The organism is Clostridiales bacterium FE2011 (assembly GCA_017569305.1).
Classification (GTDB): domain Bacteria; phylum Bacillota; class Clostridia; order Christensenellales; family Aristaeellaceae; genus Aristaeella.
This window is the reverse complement of the sequence record CP069418.1, coordinates 2,961,768-2,981,747: the sequence shown is the minus strand read 5'-3', so window position 1 is coordinate 2,981,747 and position 19,980 is coordinate 2,961,768. Positions and strand designations below refer to the sequence as shown.

The window sequence follows — 19,980 nt, the reverse complement described above, 5'->3', positions numbered from 1 at the left end:
TTCACAGCGCTCAATGGCTTACATCGAGCCCAATACACCTGCCATCGGCAGCATGACGCTCAGCAGGATTGCGCCGATCACGATGGACAGCAGCGCAACCAGCGTCGGTTCCACAATGGAGATCAGATGATCCAGACCGTCTTCCACCTGTTCCTCATAGATCTCAGCGATCTTTTCCATCACCTGGGGCTCATGTCCTGATGCAGCGCCGACCTTCAGCATACGGTTATGGAAATCAGCAAACAGTCCGCTCTTGGACAGGGCTTCCTGGAAGGTCTGATCCTTCTTCATTTCATCGCGGATAAAGTTAACTTTATTAATGGATTCCTGGTCTGCCAGGGCGGCGGGTGCCATCTCCAGCGCGTTCTCCATCGGGAAACCGCTGTGCAGCATCAGTCCGAGAATACCGGCTACGCGGGAAGCTGAAAGCTTTTCTGTCAGTCTGCGTACCGGCGGGAAGAGATTCTTCAGGAAATGCATGACCTTGTCTCTCATCCTGGTTCTCATCAGGATCACAATCACGATCGTGCAGATCACAACAAGCGCAATCAGGCCAAGAACGATCCATCCGGCCCAGGAACCGATTTTCATCAGCACGGAGCCGCTTCCGGAAGCGTCAACCCCCAGGGACGCAAGCACCCGGCGGAAGATGGGAAGCACGCGCCAGAGGAGCACGCCGATAATAATCACAAGCATCACGCCGAGCACCAGCGGATAAGTGATCGCGCTGACAGCTGCAGAGCGGATGCGCCCTTCTCTCTGATAGTAGGTGGAAAGACTGACCATAATGTCTTCCAGGCGGCCAGTCTGCTCACCGATATCCACCATTTCGATCATATAGGAAGGCCATTCTTCCTCGTTCTCTTTCATGGCAACATAAAGAGAACCTGTTTCGTCTACGACTTTATACAGATTGGTATAAGGATGAACCTTGTCATTGCCTTTCATTTCGTCCTCGGCCAGCATTTCAATGCCGTCGCGGAGCGTCATGCCGGAGCTGAGCATCAAGGCAATCTGATCGCAGAAGCTGCTAAGTTCCTCCGAGGACATAATTCTCTTTTTCTTCTTTGTATCGGTCGCCATGATGTGATCCTCCAAATATATCGCTTTAACCCTATCGGATTAATAATATCTTTCTGTTGTATAAGCATCCGTCTTGGAGCTGGCATTCATTTCTGCGGTAGGATCGAAGAATTCGTTTTTGCCGTTCACCACCGCCACAACCCAGGCATGATAGGTATTGGAACCAACCGTACCAATCATCAGGCGGGCCGGAACCCCCTGGGACCGCAGCATCGCGCATGTCATTGCCGCCAGGTCCTGGCAAATGCCCATCTTGTTGTTCCAGCAGTCATCGATCTGGGGCAGCAGTCCGGGTTTGACTGTCACGCTCTTGATGTAGTCATACACAAAGTTCTTGAGCACATATTTGCAGATCGTACCGTAAATCTCGGTCTGATCTGTCATACCCTCACACAGCTTCTCAGCTTGCTGTACGCACGCTGTATTTTCATTGTAGGAGACATATTGATTCGGATACAGGAAACAGCTGAGCTCATCGGGCATCTTAACGTTCAGTTTAACGGTGCCCTCTTTGGAATATTTCTTCCCGCTCACGTTTTCAAAAAGAGAGATCTGATATTTTCCGTTGCCAAACTGTAGCGGGAAAACCTCATACTCTCCGTCACTGTTCAGGTCATAATTCAGTTTTGCTCCGGATGTGGCAATCTGCAGTTTCAGCCGCTTGGTAGTCTTTTTGGCCTTGACCATAATATAGCCTTCAGACATATTGCTGCAGTCAATGGTCATTTTGCCGTCTGTCTTGACGGTCTTTCCGGTTGCTTCTGGAAGATTCAGCCCGCATGCGGCAACAATCATTGCCGCACAAACCACAAGAACCAGCGCTGCGCAAATAATGAAGCGCGTCTTGCCCATTCTTGCGATCATAGCTATTTCCTCCCCTGTTGACCATATGTAAACCCAATATAGTCAGTTTAGCACAACTATATGCCTTTTGCAATAAATATAAGCACCAGCATAAACAAAAATCCCGCAGCCTTGCGGCTGCGGGATCGGATAACCGGATTACTTGTTCACAGCGTCCTTCAGAGCTTTGCCGGCCTTGAAAGCGGGAGCCTTGCAGGCAGCGATCTTCACGGAAGCGCCGGTGCGGGGATTGCGGGCAACGCGGGCAGGACGGTTCTTGGCTTCGAAGGTGCCAAAGCCGATCAGCTGCACTTTCTCACCCTTAGCCATGCTCTCAGCGATCACGTCCAGAACGGCGTTCAGAGCGGCTTCAGAATCTTTCTTGGTCATTTCAGTCTTGGCTGCCAGAGCAGCAATCAGTTCACCCTTATTCATTATGGGGACCTCCTTGAAAGAATTTTCAATTGTAGTATAACCATTCCAGTCCTTATGTCAAGTCTTTTTTTGCCGAAACGCCTTATTTTGTGCCATTCTGGGCGTTTTAGACACAAAATATGCCATGTTTTTGCCCTTATCCGTCTCTCTGGCACCCTTGCGCGCCCGGAACCCCTGTGTTATCATCTTTTCCGGGCTTTTTATGTAATTAAAGGAGTGAAAAACATGCTTCCGAAAATGATTGTTATCGAAGGGACCAACGCCTCCGGGAAAAGTTCCCTGGGCGTGAAGCTGGCTGCCCGTTTCGGAGGCGAAATTATATCTGCTGACTCCAGGCAGGTTTTCCGTCGTCTGGATCTCGGTTCCGGCAAGATTACCCCTGAAGAGATGGAGGGTGTTCCGCACCACCTGCTGGACGTCAGGAATCCCGGAGAATTCTTCTCCATGGCCGATTTCCAGCGCCTGGCTTATGAAGCCATAGACGATATTCTCTCCCGGGATCGTCTCCCCTTCCTGGTGGGCGGCACCGGCCTGTATGTGGACGCAGTCGCAGACGGGTATGAAATCAGCGATAAAGCGCCGGACCACAGTCTCCGTGCACATCTGGAAACCTTTGAAACGCCTGAACTCTATGAAATGCTGAAGCAGAAGCTTCCGGATACCGATATAGATCCCCGTAACCGTCACCGCGTCATGCGCGCTCTGGAAAAGCTGGAAGCCGGCGATGACCGTCCTGCCGGGAAAAATCCGCGTTATGAGCTTCTGAAGCTCGGCGTCACCTGGCCCCGTGAAATCCTGAAGCAGCGGATTGATGAACGTCTGGAGCGCAGGCTGCAGGAGGGCATGGTGGAAGAAGTCAAGGCCCTGCTTGATGAAGGTGTCAGCGAAGAGTTCATGGTCAAGCTTGGGCTGGAATACAAATACCTGACCTGGTATCTGACCGGTAAAATCGGTTATGAACAGATGAAGGAAGAGCTCGGCAATGCCATCAAAAAGTTCGCAAAACGTCAGATGACCTGGTTCCGCCGTGATCCCCGGATTCACTGGCTGGACATGTCAGCAGACCCGGTTGCCGAGGCATCCGACCTGATCGAGGCGTTCCTTTCCGAAAACGTATAATATCAAAAAAACTCCTGCGATTACCGCAGGAGTTTTTTTCACCATTCTTCTTTTTCATTCTTCATTTTTCATTGGATGAGCAGCTGATTACCTTAGTTGTTCATCCAAATACTGCGTATTTCCCTGTGCTCTGACCGCATAAGCCTGATACATGGCTTTCCACAGCTGTTCCCGCTGTTCCGGCGTCAGTTTTTCATCCGCCTTCATTCGTTCAATCATCTGTGCGGCCGGCACAGCAAGCCGTTTCTCCTTGTTCCGTTCCAGGGAAAAACCAAACAGCTTTCCCATGACCTGGCTATCGCCCTCCAGGAAGATTTCCGTATACTCACGGCAAAGCCGCAGCAGGTATTCCTGCTGCTTTTGTTTAGGATCCTCAAACTTCTGCAGGCAGCTGACCAGCTGCGGTGCCTCAAACAGCTGGGATCTCATGCTGTTCCGCTTTTCCTCGGAGAATTCTCCAGGCTTGCGATATAATTCCAGCACCCAGCATTTGATGATCGAAAAGTCAAGCGCCCAGCCTTTTTTCGGTCCTTCCTCTCCGATATAAAGGAGTTCCCACTCAATATCACGATCTCCCGGACATGCCTCCAGGCCTTTCAGCAGGATCTTCTTCTTTTCCGGATAACTGTTGATTGCCCGTGCTTTACGGATCCACTTTTCCGCTTCCTCATTCACAGTCTCAGGAGCTTTTCCCGCTGCCAGTTTTGTTCCGCAGTACGGGCAGAAGGCTGCTTCTTCATTCTCAATGGTTTTACCGCATTGTCTGCATATCATACTCATGTTGTCACCTCTGCAAGGCTTTGTTCTTTAACAAGCATATGTCATCGCGACGAAAAAAGCAACAAAAAACGGAAGAGCTTCCGCTCTTCCGTTGAAACAGTACCTTTATCAGCGCTGCTTTTTCTTGGACAGGATGTCAAACACCACGGCAGCCAGCAGCACGAAGCCCTTGACCACACGCTGATAGTTCGCGTCCAGATTGATCTGGAACATGCCCAGGTTGATCACGCCAATCAGAGTAGCGCCGATCACCATGCCCAGCACGGATCCGGCTCCGCCGCTGGCAGATACGCCGCCCACAACGCAGGCGGAGATGGCATCCATTTCGAAGTTCTTTCCGGCGTCAGCGTTTGCCGCGGTATACCGGGAAACAACCGTCATAGCGGAGATTGCTGTCAGGATTGCCATGTTCAGGTAAGCGATGAACATGATCTTCTTGGTGTTTACACCGGACAGGCGGGCCGCTTCGATATTGCCGCCCACCACATAGAAGTGACGGCCGATCGTGGTCTTGCTCGTAATGAAAGCGTAGAACAGAACCACCGCAGCAACCCACAGAAGAACCGTCGGAATACCGCCGGCATAAGCCAGTTTGAACATAACCAGCAGGATCACAGCAGCGCCCAGCACGCTCTTGACGATGTCCATACCGATCGTGTCAACTTCATAACCTTTCTTCAGCCGCGTCAGCCTGTTTTTGAAAATCAGAAGCACAACCAGCAGCGCGGCAACGATGCCCACAATCATGCACGGCACGTTCAACTGACCTTCAGGTGTTTTGAACAGCACACCGGAGAAGATGTTCAGGAAATCAGGCTTATCCTTGAAGGAAATCGAATTCGTAATGGATACGCTGAGAATAGAAGTTCCCAGGCCGCGGAAAGCCAGGTAACCGGCCAGAGTCGCGATCCACGGGGGTACACGCACATAAGCAATCAGGGCGCCCAGGCCGCATCCGTAGATGATACCGACCAGCAGCATGGCTACCAGGGACACTCCCGTGCTCCATCCCCAGATGACCATCATCATACCGCCGATAGCACCCAGCAGGCAGACAAACGCACCGCAGCTCAGGTCGATGTTACCGCCGGTAAGCATGCACATCAGCATACCGCAGCCGAGGATGTAAACATAAGCGTTCTGGTTAATCAGGGAGGCGAAGCTGGTCGGTTTGAACATCCGGCCGTTCGTCATAATTGTGAAGAAAATAAACACCAGGATCAGGATGATGAGCATGGCATTCTTTTTCAGCATGGAAACCGGGTCAGCTTTTCTGATATTGGATTGATTGATAACTTTTCCTTCCATTTTCTTGCCATCCTCCTTTCCTTACCGCTTCTGCCGCTTGGACAGCACGTCGAAGACAACCGCCAGCAGCAGCACGAGTCCTTTAACAACCTTCTGGTAGTTGGAGTCCACGCCGACCATATTCATGCCCTGGTTGATAACGCCCATCAGCACAGCACCGATAATCATACCGGATACCTTGCCGACACCGCCGTATGCGGAAGCACCACCGATGAAGCAGGATGCGATAGCGTCCATTTCATAGCCTTCACCGTAGGTGGGGTCAATACCCTTGGCACGGGCCGCAGTCAGGATACCGGCCAGACCGGCCATCAGGCCGATGCTGGCATAAGCGAACCAATACACGTTCCGGGTCTTGACGCCGGACAGAGCCGTTGCCTTCTCATTGCCGCCGACCGCGTAGAGATGACGTCCCATAGCTGTCTTGGTCGTAATGTACTGGTAAATCCCAAGCACCAGGGCAATCCAGATCAGCACCATGGGAATGCCTCTGTAGCTTGCCATCTGCCAGGTCAGGAAAAGAATCACGGCAGAGATAAGAAGGGTCGTGATGCTCTGTCCAATGATGGACTGATGGATGTTCAGTTTCTTCTGAACCAGGATCTTCCTGACAGTCATCAGGATATAGATCACTGTGGCTGCAATGCCAAAGATCAGACAGGTCAGGTTCAGGCTGCTTTCCGAACCCGTCATTTGCTTGATAAAGTCCGGAATATAGCTTGTCCGGCCGCTGCCGAAGAGGAACAGGAAAGTACTGTTGGTGATATCCACCCGGTATCCCTGCAGCACCACATTGGACAGGCCGCGGAATGCGTACATACCGGACAGGGTGGCAATGAATGCCGGCACATGCAGTTTAGCAATCCAGAAGCCCTGGAAAGTACCGATCGCAAGGCCGATGCCCAGCATAGCAATCACAGCGATCCACATGTTCACCTTGTTGTCCATCAGCACGCAGCCGACAGCCGCAGCAAAACAGACCACAGAGCCAACAGACAGGTCGATATTACCACCGGTCAGGATACACAGCAGCATACCGGCTGCCAGTACGAACACATAACCGTTCTGGGAGATCAGGTTGTTGATACTGCCGGGCTTGAGGGAGCCGCCGCCCGTAGCAATGGCGAAGAAGATCACCACAACCACCAGTGCGATTACCATGGTGTATTTCTGGAAAAAAGCGCCAACGCTCATCTTGTTTTCATTCATCGTTATGCACCCCTTCCCGACTGGAGGATTACAGCCATGATGCTTTCCTGGGTTGCTTCCTCCGCTTTCATTTCGCCGACAAACTTACCTTCGTTCATGATATAGATCCGGTCGCTCATACCCAGCACTTCCGGCAGCTCGGAAGAGATCATGACCACGGACTTCCCGGCAGCTGCCAGGTCATTGATGATGCAGTAGATCTCGTATTTCGCGCCGACGTCGATACCGCGGGTCGGCTCGTCCAGCAGCATGATGTCCGGTTCGGCGAACATCCACTTGGCCAGCAGCACCTTCTGCTGGTTACCGCCGGAGAGGTTGCCCACCAGCTGTTCAACTGTGGGGGTCTTGATCTTCAGCTTGTCACGGTATTCTTCTGCAACGGCGTATTCTTTATCACCGTCGATCACCGTGTGACTGGAGATCGCATCCAGGTGAGCAAGAGAAGTATTAACCTTGATGGACTGGCTCAGCACCAGGCCGTTACCTTTACGGTCTTCTGTAACATAAGCGATCTTATGCTTGATGGCATCTGCTTCGCTCTTCTTCATCTTGACCGGCTTTCCGTCGATCTTCATTTCGCCGGAGATATTGGTTCCGTAGCTCTGGCCGAAAATACTCATGGCCAGTTCCGTCCGTCCGGCGCCCATCAGGCCGTAGATACCGACAACCTCGCCCTTGCGGACGTACATGGAAACGTCGTCCACAACCTTGCGTTCCGGATACAGCGGATGGTGAACTGTCCAGTTGTTGATCTCCAGCTGAACGTCTCCAATGGTGACGCCTTCCCGTTTCGGGAAACGGTTGGTCATTTCGCGGCCGACCATGCCCTTGATGATCCGTTCTTCGGAAACCTGCTCGGTTCCGTGGTTGTCAATCGTCTCGATGGTCGCGCCATCGCGAACCACCGTTATCGTATCCGCTACGTAGGCAACCTCATTGAGCTTATGGGAGATGATAATCATGGTCATCCCCTGCTTCTTGAACTCAAGCATGAGGTCCAGCAGCGCGCGGGAATCTTCTTCGTTCAGAGAGGATGTGGGCTCATCCAGGATCAGCAGTCTCGCTTTTTTAGCCAGTGCCTTGGCGATTTCAACCAGCTGCTGCTTACCGGTACCGATATTCTTGACCTGAACCTTAGAGCTTTCGGAAAGGCCCACCATCTTCAGGTATTTATCGGCTTCGGAATAAGTGGTATTCCAGTCAATGGCAAGTTTATGCCCGCGCTCATTGCCCAGATACATATTCTCACCAATCGTCATTTCCGGAACTAGCGCCAGTTCCTGATGGATAATGACGATGCCCAGTTTCTCAGAATCTTTAATGTTATGGAATTGGCAGACATTTCCGTCGTAGACGATATCTCCCTCATAAGTGCCGTAAGGATAAATACCGCTCAGCACATTCATCAGGGTGGATTTTCCGGCGCCGTTCTCCCCGACCAGCGCGTGGATCTCGCCTTCTTCAACCTTGAAATTCACGTTGTCAAGAGCCTTGACGCCCGGGAATGTCTTGGTGATATTCCTCATTTCCAGCAAAATCTTTGCCATTGTTCTCCTCCAGCCTTTCATTTGGATGGAAAATAAATGTTTTCCTTAAACGATGCAGGCGGGCCAGGCCCGCCTGCATCTTAATTGGTTACCGGGAATTCATTACTGAAGCTGATCCTCGGTGTAGTAGCCGGAATCGATCAGGATTTCCTTGTAGTTTTCAGCGTTCGCGAACACGGGATCGCACAGGAAGGAAGGAACAACCTTCACATTGTTGTTGTAGGTCGTCTCGTCGTTCACGTCAACTGTTTCGCCAGCCAGGATCTGGCCAACCATCTTCACAACCTGAGCAGCCAGAGTACGGGTGTCCTTGAACACGGACATGCTCTGCTTGCCGGCGATCATGTTCTTGGTGTTGGCGATGTCGCAGTCCTGACCGGTGATGATCGGCCAGCCCAGGGTATCAACATCGTAGTTGTCTTCCAGAGCGTTGGTCACGCCCAGAGCGGTGGAGTCGTTGGAGCAGACCCAAGCGTCGATCTTCTTGCCGTCAGCATAGTTGGCGGTCAGGATATCTTCAGCGCGCTTCTGAGCAACGTCGGTCTTCCAGGTGGGGGTAGCAACGTCAGCGAACTCGGTCTGGCCGGAGGTCACAACGATCTTGCCTTCGTCGATGTACTTCTTCAGGACGGACATAGCGCCTTTGAAGAAGAAGCCCGCATTGTTGTCACCGGGGTCGCCGGCGGTGAATTCGAAGGTGAAGGGGCCAGCAGCATTCGCAAGGTCCAGAGCCTTTTCAACAAATTCGCCCTGCACGACGCCAACCTTGAAGTTGTCGAAGGTGGCATAGTAGTCAACGTTCGCGTTGTCCATCAGCAGACGGTCATAAGCGATAACCTTGACGCCCTTTTCAGCGGCCTTGTCCAGAGCGGCGCCGAGGGAGGAACCTTCGATAGCGGCGATAACGATAACTTCGCAACCGTCGTCGATCATGGTTTCAACCTGGTTCAGCTGGGTGGGAACGTCGTTGGAGGCGTACTGGAGTTCAGCTTCGAAGCCAGCTTCGGTCAGCAGCTTTTCCATGTATTCGCCGTCCTGATTCCAGCGCTGCAGGTCTTTGGTGGGCATGGACACGCCAACTTTGGCGGCCAGAGCGGAGGCACAGGACAGAACCAGCGCCAGAGCGAGTACCAGAGCAAGAATCTTCTTCATAGTATGGGTACACTCCTTTTTAATTTTTTTCCCGGATTGTTCATCCGGAAATGAACTGACCATATTTTACACTTTCAGATATCGTTTGTAAAGGCTTTTTCAAAAAAATTGGAAACGATACCGAAAGAAAACAATTATGTATTTCCTTGCTTTTGAGGCAAACGTTTTCACGATTTTGGACCCTGTTCCTCACTTTTTGCTTCCGTCTCTTGTGTCTCAAGGTCTACAGGATTCTGGTCCTGATCTTCCCTTCCTTTTTTCCAGGTTTTCCATGCTAAAACCAGCAGCGCTGCTCCGGCTCCGGCAAAGAAAACGATAGCCAGAATCTGTACCGCACGCGGCATGGTCGTCGGAACATTATCGATCAGGTTTTTCAGAAGCTCGTAGGCCAGGTAAAGAATATAACCGCCGGCGACAGCCATTATTGAAGATCTGCCCGTATTGTTATTCATAAGTGAACACATCCCATCCTGTTTTTTCTTCTTTTGTACCATTTTACATGCATTTCATTCAAATGCAAGCCAGCCCACTGATCTGTCTGCAACAGAAAGCGGTTCTTCCCTTCCGGGTAAGAACCGCCTGTATAACAGCTTCTGTGCCGTAACCGCGTAAAGCGGTTTACAGTTTAAACACTCCGGTGGCTTCCAGGACAATCAGGATCACCACGATGATCAGCAAAAGACTGATTACGCCGATAACCTTGTCCATCGTCTTTACGCTGACGTTGACGTGATCATACAGGGATTCCTTCTTGTCCTTGACTGCCTGGGAAAAGAAGCCCAGCTCCTTTTCCTTCTTTTCCAGTTTCTTTTCCCGTTCTTCCAGCGCTTTTTCCCGCTGTTCGAGTTCCTTTTCCTTATCCATAAGCCTTACTTCTTCGCAATATACTTGCGGATATCCAGGGAGACGGCCAGTACGATAACCAGGCCCTGCACCACATAGTTGTAATACGGGTTGACGCCCAGGAACTGCAGGATGATCTTCAGCAGTTCGAACACCAGCACGCCGATCAGGATCCCGGGAACCGTACCGATACCGCCTGTGGTGGAAACGCCGCCGATGGTGCAGCCCGCGATGGCTTCCAGTTCATAGCCCTGGCCCATGGAAGCGGACGCGCCGCCGGACTTTGCGGCAAGCAGGTATCCGGCCACAGCATACATGATGCCCGCCGTGGTATAGATCCGCATCAGGGTCCGGGTAGTGTTTACACCGGAAACCTCCGCTGCCACGTCGTTGCCGCCGATGGCGTACATGTACTTGCCGAAACGCATCTTATTGTAGATAAACCAGAACACAAGGCCGAATACCGCGGCCACAAACAGCAGGTAAGGCAGGTGGAATCCCCTCACGTTGCCGATGCGGCCGTTGATCAGGGTAGTATAGATCTTCTGGAATCCGCCGATAGGCTGGGCGTCGGAAATGACCAGGGAGATGCCGTAAATGATGGTCTGCGTGCCCAAGGTGGCAATAAAGGGCGGAACATGGAGCTTTGTCACGATAAAGCCGTTGATCAGGCCCCAGATTACGCCGAAGAGAACCACAACCAGGAAAACCAGACCGATGTTCATTTCCGGCAGGAATTTCCACAGGCGGCCGTTATAATCACCCCGCTGACACATAATGCCGGCGATAACCGCCGCGAAACCGACCTGGCGGCCGGCGGACAGGTCCGTACCCTTTGTGATCAGGCAGCCGGAAACGCCCAGCGCGATCAGGAACCGGATGGCGGTATTGCTGAGCAGGTTTGTGAGGTTGCCCCAGGAGAAGAAGTTCTCCACCGAACAGCCCACGATGATTGCCGCGATCAGCAGCAGGAAGACGATGGGATTCCGGGTGACAATCTTTACCAGTTTCGTTCCGAAACCGATTTCTCTGTTAGCTTCCATCTTCATTTCCTCCTTGATTATTGAAACTGCGTCGCGTAAGTCATGATACTTTCCTGCGTAACCTGACCTCCGTCCACAAAACCGGTTACCCGGCCGTCACACATGACCATGATCCGGTCCGACATGCCGATCAGTTCGCCCATCTCGGAAGAAATCATGATGATGCTCTTTCCTTCCTTGGCCAGTTCCGCGATAATGCAGTAGATTTCGTATTTGGCACCGACGTCGATACCGCGGGTCGGCTCATCCAGGATCAGCACGTCCGGATTGTTTGCCAGCCAGCGTCCTACCAGCACTTTCTGCTGGTTGCCGCCGGAAAGGGATTTGATCAGCGTTTTGGACGACGGGGTTTTGATATTCATCTTCTTCACGTTGTCCTGGACCAGCTGTTCCACCTTTTTACCGTTGATAAAGTATCCGTGATCCAGGTACTGGTTCAGTGAGGAGATGGAAATATTATCCGCCACGCTCAGGACACCCATGATTCCGCTTCCGCGCCGGTCCTCCGTCAGCATCGCAATTCCCTGGTCAATGGCGTCCTTCGGCCGGTTGATCGTCAGTTCTTTCCCTTTATAGAAAATCTGGCCGGTAGTGTGGGAACGGATTCCGAACAGGCCTTCCATCAGCTCTGTCCGCTGGGCACCCACCAGGCCGCCTACACCCAGGATTTCGCCTTTGCGCAGCTGGAAGCTGACATTCCGGAAGGACCGCGGATTGATGGAGGTAAAATCCTTCACCTCAAATACCACTTCCCCGGGAACGTTCTCCCGTTTCGGATACAGGTTCGTCAGTTCCCGGCCCACCATCAGGGTAATGATCTTGTCCGTGGTCAGTTCGCTGGCTTCCCAGGTACCGATGTATTTGCCGTCCCGCATGATGCTGACTTCATCCGCAATGCGGAGAATCTCATCCATCTTGTGGGAGATATATACGATGGCAACATTTTCAGCCTTCAGGTCTTCAATGATCCGGAATAGAGCCTCCACCTCATTGGCTGTCAGGGAAGAGGTCGGCTCATCCAGGATCAGCACCCGGCAGTTGGCCGATACCGCCTTTGCGATTTCCACAGACTGCATCTGGGAAACGCTCAGCTCGCCCACCTTCTGCTTCGGGTCAAAGTGCATCCTGACCTTCTTCAGCAGGTCCTCCGTATCGGCGTACATCTTGGCATGATCCACCATCGGAATGAAGCCCAGAGCCTTTTTCATGGGATACCGTCCGAGGAAAATGTTTTCCCCGACCGTCCGGGCGGGAATCGGCTGGAGTTCCTGATGCACCATGGCAATCCCCTTTTTCAGGGCGTCCATGGGGTCGCTGATCGTCACAGGCTCCCCGTCCATCAGGATCTGTCCTTCATCCATCTTGTAGATTCCGAACATACACTTCATCAGGGTGGATTTGCCGGCGCCATTCTCGCCCATCAGGGCGTGTACCTTGCCGGGCCGGAGCTTCAGCTGCACATTGTCCAGCGCCTTAACGCCCGGGAAAGACTTGCTGACGCCTGTCATTTCCAGTACGTATTCGGACATGAGGGCATGCCTCCTCTCATCTTGTTCTGTTCAGTGCCCTTTGATCCGGGTCCTTCCGGGGCACGGATCAAAAGGCGCTTTTGTTCAATATAGTCCTATTATACTCCGAAAAGGTGGGTGAGCCAATAGCCGGCTCACCCACCTGCGAATCATTGAATGATCTGCTTCAGCGGATGATCAATAGTTAGCTTCCGCATAGGCCTTGTCGACCTTCACGTAGTTAACCCAGTAGTAGTTCTGGATTTCTTCGCCGTTCAGCAGCTGCACAGCAACGTCAACCGCTGCATGGCTCTGGCCGATGTGGTCGTTCAGCACGGTACCGGTCATGTTGCCTTCCTTGATCAGGTCGATCGCTTCGGGCAGAGCGTCAACGCCTACCAGGTAGATGTCCTCGCCCACTTTGCGGCCGGCGGCCACAATGGCGGTGTGGGCGCCCAGCGCCATACCGTCGTTGTTGCAGAACACAACTTCAACCTTGTCGCCGTACTTGCTCAGCGCGTTCGCGCACAGTTCCTGCCCCTTGGTCTGATCCCAGTTGCCCACCTGGTCGTCCAGGCATTCCACTTCGATACCGGCATCGGTCAGCGCCTTCACAGAGAACTCGGTACGATACTGAGCGTCGATGTTTTCCGGGTCGCCTTCGATCATGATGTAGGAAACTTTTCCGTCGCCGTTGATGTCGCCCTTATTGTCCAGAGCGGCGATCATTTCACCCTGGTAGGTACCGGACTGACGGGCGTCAGCGCCGACGTAGCAAACCTGGGCGTTGTTCAGGATGCCTTCGTACTTCTCATCCAGCGTGTTGCCGTCAGCGTCATAAGCCAGGGGCTCACGGTTGATCAGCACCAGCGGGATACCAGCCGCCACGATTTCATCGATGACAGCGTCAGCGGAAGAAGTCTGCACCAGGTTCAGGATGATCACGTCCATGCCCTGGGTAATGAAGTTACGGATCTGGTTGGTCTGTTCAGCCATGTCGTTCTTGCCGTCCGCCATGGTGATTTCATACTTCACGTCGTCGGTTTCGAGGGTCTTGAAGTACGCTTCGATTTCATTCCGGTACAGGGTCATAAAGTTGTCAGTGTACTGATAGATGGATACGCCGACTTTGTAGGTCTTGGCTTCCGCGGAAGCGAAGCTGAAGCAGCTCAGCACCAGGATAGCAGCCAACAGGATAGCAAGGGTCTTCTTCATGTTACCGTCTCCTTAAAAATATTATTTTTTCATGCGGATCCACCGCATTGAAACCCGGATCAATCGGTACGCATTGTAACATACATTTGGTGGCAATTCTACCGTTTTGGACAAGTGCGAATGAATTCGAACTTTCGCCAAATAAAAACGTAACGTTTCTCTTTATGTGATTTAGTCTCTGTATTGTACATACAAAAAGGCTTCCCTCCACCACAGAGAGAAGCCAAAAGGAGAAGAATATGAGGATACCCTGCTAACACGCTTACTTAATGACCTTCAGTGCCTTGCGGTCGATGGTCAGTGCAACAAATACCAGGAACACGATACCCTTGATCAGCTGCTGCACCTGCGGCTCATAACCGAGAATGGACAGGCCGCTGTTGAGTACCGCATACATCAGCGTACCGATCACGATGTTGGAGAAGCGCACTTTTGCGCCGCCTGTAATCGGCAGGCCGCCCAGCACCAGGGAGATCAGGATCTGCGTTTCCAGCTGGTTGCCTGCTGTTGCGGTGATGGAACCGACTTTGATTACGTTGACGAAAGCGGCCAGGCCGGTCAGCGCACCGGCACTCACAAAAGCCAGGAACTTCACCCGGGCGGTCCGCACACCGGAGAACCGGGCTGCGGTTTCACCGGAGCCGACAGCCTTCACATCGTTGCCGATCCGGGTAAACTTAAACAGGAAGAAGGCGATCACCAGCACTGCCAGGGTAATGGTAATCTTCAGCCAATCCTGATCCAGCGCCTTGATGGCGTTGCTTGCGGGCACAGCGGTTTCTGTCGTGAAATATGCGCAGACACCGCGGAACAGGTACATAGTACAAATGGTAACAATGAAGCTCGGCAATCTGAACTTCACATGGAAGAATCCGTTCACAGCACCGATGAGCGCACCGGTCAGGATACCGCCGACAATCGCCAGCGGGATGCTGTAGAAGGACAGTGCGCTGACCACGATGGAAGCCACGCCCAGCGTGGAACCTTCCGTAAAGTCGATGGACCCCAGTGTCATGATAAAGAACACACCGGTCGCCACGATTGTCGGGTAATAAATCTGTGACAGCAGCAGCCGCATCTTCTTCGGCGTCAGGATCTTTCCGTTTGTCATGATATGCATGACCAGCAGGATCACCACAAAGCCGATCAGCGGAAGCAGCGCTTTCAGGCGGTCGCCTGTCAGGAAAGCGTGAAGTTTGGATTGTTCATTCTTTTCCACTTTGTTCTTGTCCATTCTTCCCGCCCCCTTTACACCATCTTCGCAATCAGCGCTTCTTCATTCAGATCCGGATCCCGCTGGAATTCACCGTTGATCCTGCCGTCCTTCATGACGAGGATCCGGTCCGACATACCCAGCAGTTCCGGAATCTCTTCGCTGATCATGATGATGGATCTTCCCTGTTCCTTCAGTTCCGCCATCAGTGCGTATATTGCCTGTTTTACCTTCACGTCAATACCGCGGGTCGGGGAATCCAGTACCAGGATCTGGCTGCCTTTGCCCAGCCATCGGGCCAGCACAACCTTCTGCTTGTTGCCGCCGGACAGATCGGAAACAAACTGGTTCACGTTCTGCATTTTGGTCTGCATGTTCTTCGCCTGTTCATTCGCGAAGCGCGTCATTTTCCGTCCATTCAGCAGGCCATGGTTGGACAGGTCCTCCAGGGAAGGCAGGACCACGTTGTTGCGGATGGATTCATTCAGGATAATGGACTCATTGTCCCTGTCCTTGGACGCATAGGCAATGGACTTTTTAATGGCTGTGGGAATGTCGTTGATTTCCGTTCCATCCGCCAGTGTCACCGTACCCTCCCGGTTCCAGGAGGCTCCGAAAACCGCCTTGCCGATCTCGTGCATGCCGCATTCGGACAAACCGCCGAAGCCAAGGATCTCTCCCTTATGCAGGTCAAAAGACACGTCTTCCAGTTCACCGTTCACCGTCACATTCCTCACGGAAAGCACGGTCTCGTCAGATACCGGCTGTCCGAAGTCTGTCCGGTAATAGGCGGAACCGATTTCCCGGCCCACCATCAGGCGCTTCAGGTCATCCTCTGTGACTTCCGAGGAAACCACGGTATCAATATACTCGCCGTCCCGCAGCACGGATACCGTGTCTGTACGGGCCAGCACCTCGCCCAGGTCATGGCTGATAAAGATGACTGTGCGGCCGTCCGCCCGGACAGCGTCCATAATCTTGTACAGTTCCAGACGGCCGTTCTGGCTCAGTGCCGTCGTCGTCTCGTCAATGACCAGGATCTTGGGCTTCATATAGGTTGCCTTGACAATTTCCACCAGCTTGCGGTCTTCAAAGTTGTAGTGGTCTATCATCACACCCGCCTTGATCCGTCCGAAGCCGTATTCATCCAGCAGCTTCTGTGCTTCCCGGTTCATAGCGCGGGTATCTTTGATTCCCTTGTGCATGAAAGGTTCTTCATGCCCCAGATAGATATTTTCAGCCACCGTCAGGCCGGACAGCGTGCCCATTTCCTGAACGATGATCGCAATTCCTGCATTGTTGGCATCCACCTGATTGCGGATATTCAGTTCCTTCCCGTCCAGCGTGAAGGTGCCTCCGCCGATGGAGTAGATCCCGCACAGCATCTGGCAGAAGGTGCTCTTGCCGGATCCGTTCTCCCCGATCAGACCCCGGACCTCGCCTGCGGCCACTGTCAGGGATACGTCATTCACGGCATGCGTAATACCGAAGCGCTTATCAATGTGCTCGGCAACGAGAATTGTCTTCTTTTCCATACGCACTGCCCTCACTTTACGACGCTGCCTCTGCTGCCGCGGGCAGTCAGGGCAACGATAATCAGCAGCGCCGCGCCTGTCACCACATTCTGGATGGTGGTCGGTGCGCCCAGCGCCACAAAGCCGCTGAAAATCATGGCGATGATGAACTCACCCACCACAATGGCGGTAATCGGCATACCGTATTTTTTGAACGCTACGCCGAAGAAAGTTCCCATCAGCGGCTGGAAGTTACGGCTCATGGTGCTCATGCCGGTCAATGCCGTCATTGTCGTGCCGTAAGAGACCGTCAGGATTGCCATGATCCCGACGAAGAAGTGAAGCAGCATAAAGCCGATCAGCTTGTACTTCTTCACGCTGATACCCATGTTCTTCGCGGTGAACTCATTGGAGCCGATCGCGTTGCAATAGGTACCGATCTTGGTATAGTTCAGGATGAAATACATCAGTCCGAAGGCCAGTCCGGCCAGGATGATGTTTCCGGGTGCGCCGCTGAAGAAGCGCAGTTCCGGCGCCAGCGTCTGCTTTACGCCGCCGGCCACAATCACAGCCACACACTCGAAGATCAGCATCAGACCCACCGTAACAATCATGGAAGGCACATTCAGCTGGTTGTACAGCGTTCCGATCAGCAGGCCGATCAGCGTACCGCATCCCAGGCATCCGACCACAAAGCCGATATAGCCGAAGTGCTGTGACAGGATCACGCCCACAATGGAAGACAGTACGATATTGGAACCGACTGCGAAGTCAAACAGGCCCATGACCACGATGAAATACAGGCCGCAGCCGCCGACTGAATAGATGATGGACGATTGCAGATAAGAGTAAAGATTGGCGGGGGAACCGAAATTATCCGGTGTCAGGATCTTGAATACAGCGTAGAAAAACAAAACCATCGCCGCCAGCATCATGACGCCGTAAGCTTTTGTTCCCTTCAGCTTCTGCAGTTTGGTGGGCATGTGCTTCGCTCCCTTTGGCTCCGGCGTAAACAGCCGGCCTGATAATCTGAACCTGTGAAGTTTTTATCGGTCTCTGTACAGTATAACATGAAAAGGTCAACATGAAAAACCGGGACGGTCACCGCGCCTGGTGACCGCCCGGATCAAATCGGATTATTTCGCGTGACGGGCCACGACGTCTTCAACAGACAGTCCGGCGCAGGCGGCAGCCAGGTCGTCGTAGGACAGCTCAGCCAGAGCCTTGATTTCGTCAGCGGTGTAGGGCAGCTGGTCTCCGGTGAAGTACGCGGCATAGTTGGCGTAGCTTTCGGGAGAGTCAACGAACATGTAGGGGAATACCATGTCATAGAAACCATCTTCGCTGGTGGCATAGTTGCCCTTGATGGCATTGTAGACCATCAGGAAGGCGAAGAAGGGGTCAGCATAGTGTCCGCCGGATTCGGCAGCCATCGCGCCGCTTTCGAGCTTGGCGTCCAGGTCAGGCAGGAAGTCGGTGGAAACCACAGCGATCTTGCCGGTCAGGCCCTTGGCTTCGATACCGGCGATAGCGCCCAGCAGGGTGTCTCCGCCGCCGCCGGCAACGATCAGAGCGTCGATGTCGGGATTGGCGTCGATGATAGCTTCAGCGGTCTGGCGGCCGGTGTCAGTGGTGGTACGGCCGTACTGCGGCTCAAGCAGTTCGATCTGATCATCAGCGTGAGCGGCATTCCACTCTTCAACGCCGGCCTTGTAGCCTTCCCAGCGGCCCAGGAACGTAGCATCGCCGGGTTCCCAGCCTTCCAGGCCGATCTTGCGGCAGCCCTTGTTGCCCAGGATGGTCACGAGGGTTTTGCCATTGTCGAATTCAGATTCATGCACAGCGCCCACATAGTACTTGGAAGCCTTGGCCTGAGCATATTCATCGGGGTTGGCTTCTTCGTTGATGACGCGGAAGAACTGGGCGACATACACTTCGTTCTCATCGCAGGTCTTGATAACAGAGCCCATTTCAGCGGAGGCGGAGTTGCAGATGATGATACCATCGCAGTCAGCCATCGCCAGGGTTTCGGCGGAAGCAGTCACCTGCTCAGAGATGTGAGCCTGGTCAACCCACTGGGTTTCAACGCCCAGCGCGTCGGCAGCGGCGTCAATCAGGCGCTTGCATTCGCTGCCCAGGGTGTCAGTGGAACTCCAGATGGAGATACCGATCTTGATTTTGTCTTCCGCATGAACGGCGCCGACGAGGCCGAGCACCATTGACAGTGCGAGTACGAGAGCAATGATCTTTTTCATAATACTTGTCCTCCTTGTTGATTATGATACTGTTAAACGAAGATAGATCATCTCCACTGAAGGCGCTCTGTATGAATTTGATCCATCCGTTTGATTTAGTAAAATTATAACAGACGCAAAAATGCGGTTCAACGAACCGCAAGTTGAATATTATTGGTTTGGTTTGTTTTCATTCGACGCGCCGGGTAGAAAAAACATATACCAGGTATAAAAAGCTTATACCTGGTATAAAAAGCTTATACCCTTTTTCTGAGTAATCAGTCGAACAGGTATCTGTGCAGTTCATCCACCGTTTTGAAATAGAGACCGCAGTTTGTTTTCATGAAGGTTTCAATCTGTGGAATATCGTTGGCCCATCCGGCTGCGGCGAAAGGAACGCCGGCTGCCTTTGCCATGTCATAGCCGGGCTTCAGGTCATCCACAACCAGTAGTTCTTCCGGTTTCAATCCGTAATTTTTCATGATCTGTTCCAGCGGATAAACGGACGGCTTACGCTGTTCCGGCGGGCATTCCCAACCGAAGATCAGATCCGGTTCCGGCAGGTTGTTTTCCCGGTAATCCCGCCTGATATAGTCTGCGAAGGAATGGCTCACTACGCAGATCTTCCCGCCCCTTCTCTTCTGCTCCAGCAGGATCTCCCGGATGCCGGGATAGGCTTTGGGAATATGATGCTTCACATATTCCTTCCAATATTCTTCCTCATCCATCATCTGCTCCCAGGTCATCCCACAGATGTTTGTGAACAGCTCGATCACGCCCGGGTCAAAGTTGTACCGGAAGTATTCCTCCAGCGTCAGGTGGACATTCGGAAAGTATTTTTCCATGTACTCGACAAAGCAGGGATAATGAACCGTCGCGGTGGAATTCACCGTGGTATCGTCATGATCCAGCACCAGGCAGGGATATTTCAGTT

General features: G+C 52.8%; 19 protein-coding genes. 1 reads left to right on the top strand and 18 read right to left on the bottom strand.

The window, feature by feature from the left end; genetic code table 11:
- Positions 1-18: 18 nt before the first annotated feature.
- From JRC49_13390 to JRC49_13380, 3 genes are all read right to left on the bottom strand, one after another.
- Positions 19-1,083: a type II secretion system F family protein gene (locus JRC49_13390; protein ID QTE70767.1), complete on the bottom strand. Its 1,065-nt coding sequence runs from the start codon at positions 1,081-1,083 to the stop codon at positions 19-21.
- A gap of 39 nt (positions 1,084-1,122) precedes the next feature.
- Positions 1,123-1,947, bottom strand: coding sequence for a transglutaminase domain-containing protein (locus JRC49_13385; protein QTE70766.1), 825 nt, complete (start codon positions 1,945-1,947; stop codon positions 1,123-1,125).
- Positions 1,948-2,085: 138 nt separating this feature from the next.
- Positions 2,086-2,361, bottom strand: a complete 276-nt coding sequence (locus tag JRC49_13380) for an HU family DNA-binding protein (GenBank protein ID QTE70765.1) — start codon at positions 2,359-2,361, stop codon at positions 2,086-2,088.
- Positions 2,362-2,586: 225 nt separating this feature from the next.
- Here JRC49_13380 and miaA point away from each other — a divergent pair, with 225 nt between their 5' ends.
- Positions 2,587-3,480, top strand: coding sequence for a tRNA (adenosine(37)-N6)-dimethylallyltransferase MiaA (miaA, locus tag JRC49_13375; GenBank protein QTE70764.1), 894 nt, complete (start codon positions 2,587-2,589; stop codon positions 3,478-3,480).
- An 87-nt stretch (positions 3,481-3,567) separates the two neighbouring features.
- Here the strand turns inward: miaA and JRC49_13370 are convergent, their stop codons facing one another.
- The 15 genes from JRC49_13370 to JRC49_13300 form a co-directional block, all read right to left on the bottom strand.
- Complete coding sequence (locus JRC49_13370; GenBank protein QTE70763.1) at positions 3,568-4,260, bottom strand: zinc ribbon domain-containing protein; 693 nt, start codon at positions 4,258-4,260, stop codon at positions 3,568-3,570.
- Positions 4,261-4,368: 108 nt separating this feature from the next.
- A complete protein-coding gene (locus tag JRC49_13365; protein QTE72888.1) occupies positions 4,369-5,514 on the bottom strand; it encodes a sugar ABC transporter permease in 1,146 nt (381 codons plus the stop codon).
- A gap of 75 nt (positions 5,515-5,589) precedes the next feature.
- Positions 5,590-6,729: a sugar ABC transporter permease gene (locus tag JRC49_13360; protein QTE72887.1), complete on the bottom strand. Its 1,140-nt coding sequence runs from the start codon at positions 6,727-6,729 to the stop codon at positions 5,590-5,592.
- A 50-nt stretch (positions 6,730-6,779) separates the two neighbouring features.
- Positions 6,780-8,324, bottom strand: coding sequence for an ATP-binding cassette domain-containing protein (locus JRC49_13355; GenBank protein QTE70762.1), 1,545 nt, complete (start codon positions 8,322-8,324; stop codon positions 6,780-6,782).
- 102 nt (positions 8,325-8,426) lie between these two features.
- Positions 8,427-9,476 carry a sugar-binding protein gene (locus JRC49_13350; GenBank protein QTE70761.1) on the bottom strand — a complete coding sequence of 350 codons (1,050 nt, stop codon included), beginning with the start codon at positions 9,474-9,476 and terminating at the stop codon, positions 8,427-8,429.
- Positions 9,477-9,643: 167 nt separating this feature from the next.
- Positions 9,644-9,970 carry a hypothetical protein gene (locus tag JRC49_13345; GenBank protein ID QTE70760.1) on the bottom strand — a complete coding sequence of 109 codons (327 nt, stop codon included), beginning with the start codon at positions 9,968-9,970 and terminating at the stop codon, positions 9,644-9,646.
- Between the two features lie 124 nt (positions 9,971-10,094).
- Positions 10,095-10,340 (bottom strand): hypothetical protein, encoded by a 246-nt coding sequence (locus JRC49_13340; GenBank protein QTE70759.1) that lies wholly within the window; start codon positions 10,338-10,340, stop codon positions 10,095-10,097.
- Between the two features lie 5 nt (positions 10,341-10,345).
- Positions 10,346-11,362, bottom strand: coding sequence for a beta-methylgalactoside transporter (locus JRC49_13335; protein ID QTE70758.1), 1,017 nt, complete (start codon positions 11,360-11,362; stop codon positions 10,346-10,348).
- Between the two features lie 17 nt (positions 11,363-11,379).
- Positions 11,380-12,891 carry a sugar ABC transporter ATP-binding protein gene (locus JRC49_13330; GenBank protein ID QTE70757.1) on the bottom strand — a complete coding sequence of 504 codons (1,512 nt, stop codon included), beginning with the start codon at positions 12,889-12,891 and terminating at the stop codon, positions 11,380-11,382.
- A gap of 177 nt (positions 12,892-13,068) precedes the next feature.
- Positions 13,069-14,085, bottom strand: a complete 1,017-nt coding sequence (locus tag JRC49_13325) for a galactose ABC transporter substrate-binding protein (protein QTE70756.1) — start codon at positions 14,083-14,085, stop codon at positions 13,069-13,071.
- A 262-nt stretch (positions 14,086-14,347) separates the two neighbouring features.
- Positions 14,348-15,319: an ABC transporter permease gene (locus JRC49_13320; GenBank protein QTE70755.1), complete on the bottom strand. Its 972-nt coding sequence runs from the start codon at positions 15,317-15,319 to the stop codon at positions 14,348-14,350.
- A gap of 14 nt (positions 15,320-15,333) precedes the next feature.
- The gene (locus JRC49_13315) at positions 15,334-16,833 is read right to left on the bottom strand and encodes a sugar ABC transporter ATP-binding protein (GenBank protein ID QTE70754.1); all 1,500 of its coding nucleotides are present in this window, start codon (positions 16,831-16,833) and stop codon (positions 15,334-15,336) included.
- 11 nt (positions 16,834-16,844) lie between these two features.
- Positions 16,845-17,795 (bottom strand): ABC transporter permease, encoded by a 951-nt coding sequence (locus tag JRC49_13310; protein ID QTE70753.1) that lies wholly within the window; start codon positions 17,793-17,795, stop codon positions 16,845-16,847.
- 153 nt (positions 17,796-17,948) lie between these two features.
- Positions 17,949-19,067, bottom strand: coding sequence for a sugar ABC transporter substrate-binding protein (locus JRC49_13305; protein QTE70752.1), 1,119 nt, complete (start codon positions 19,065-19,067; stop codon positions 17,949-17,951).
- A 257-nt stretch (positions 19,068-19,324) separates the two neighbouring features.
- Positions 19,325-19,978, bottom strand: coding sequence for an HAD hydrolase-like protein (locus JRC49_13300; GenBank protein QTE72886.1), 654 nt, complete (start codon positions 19,976-19,978; stop codon positions 19,325-19,327).
- Positions 19,979-19,980: the final 2 nt, after the last annotated feature.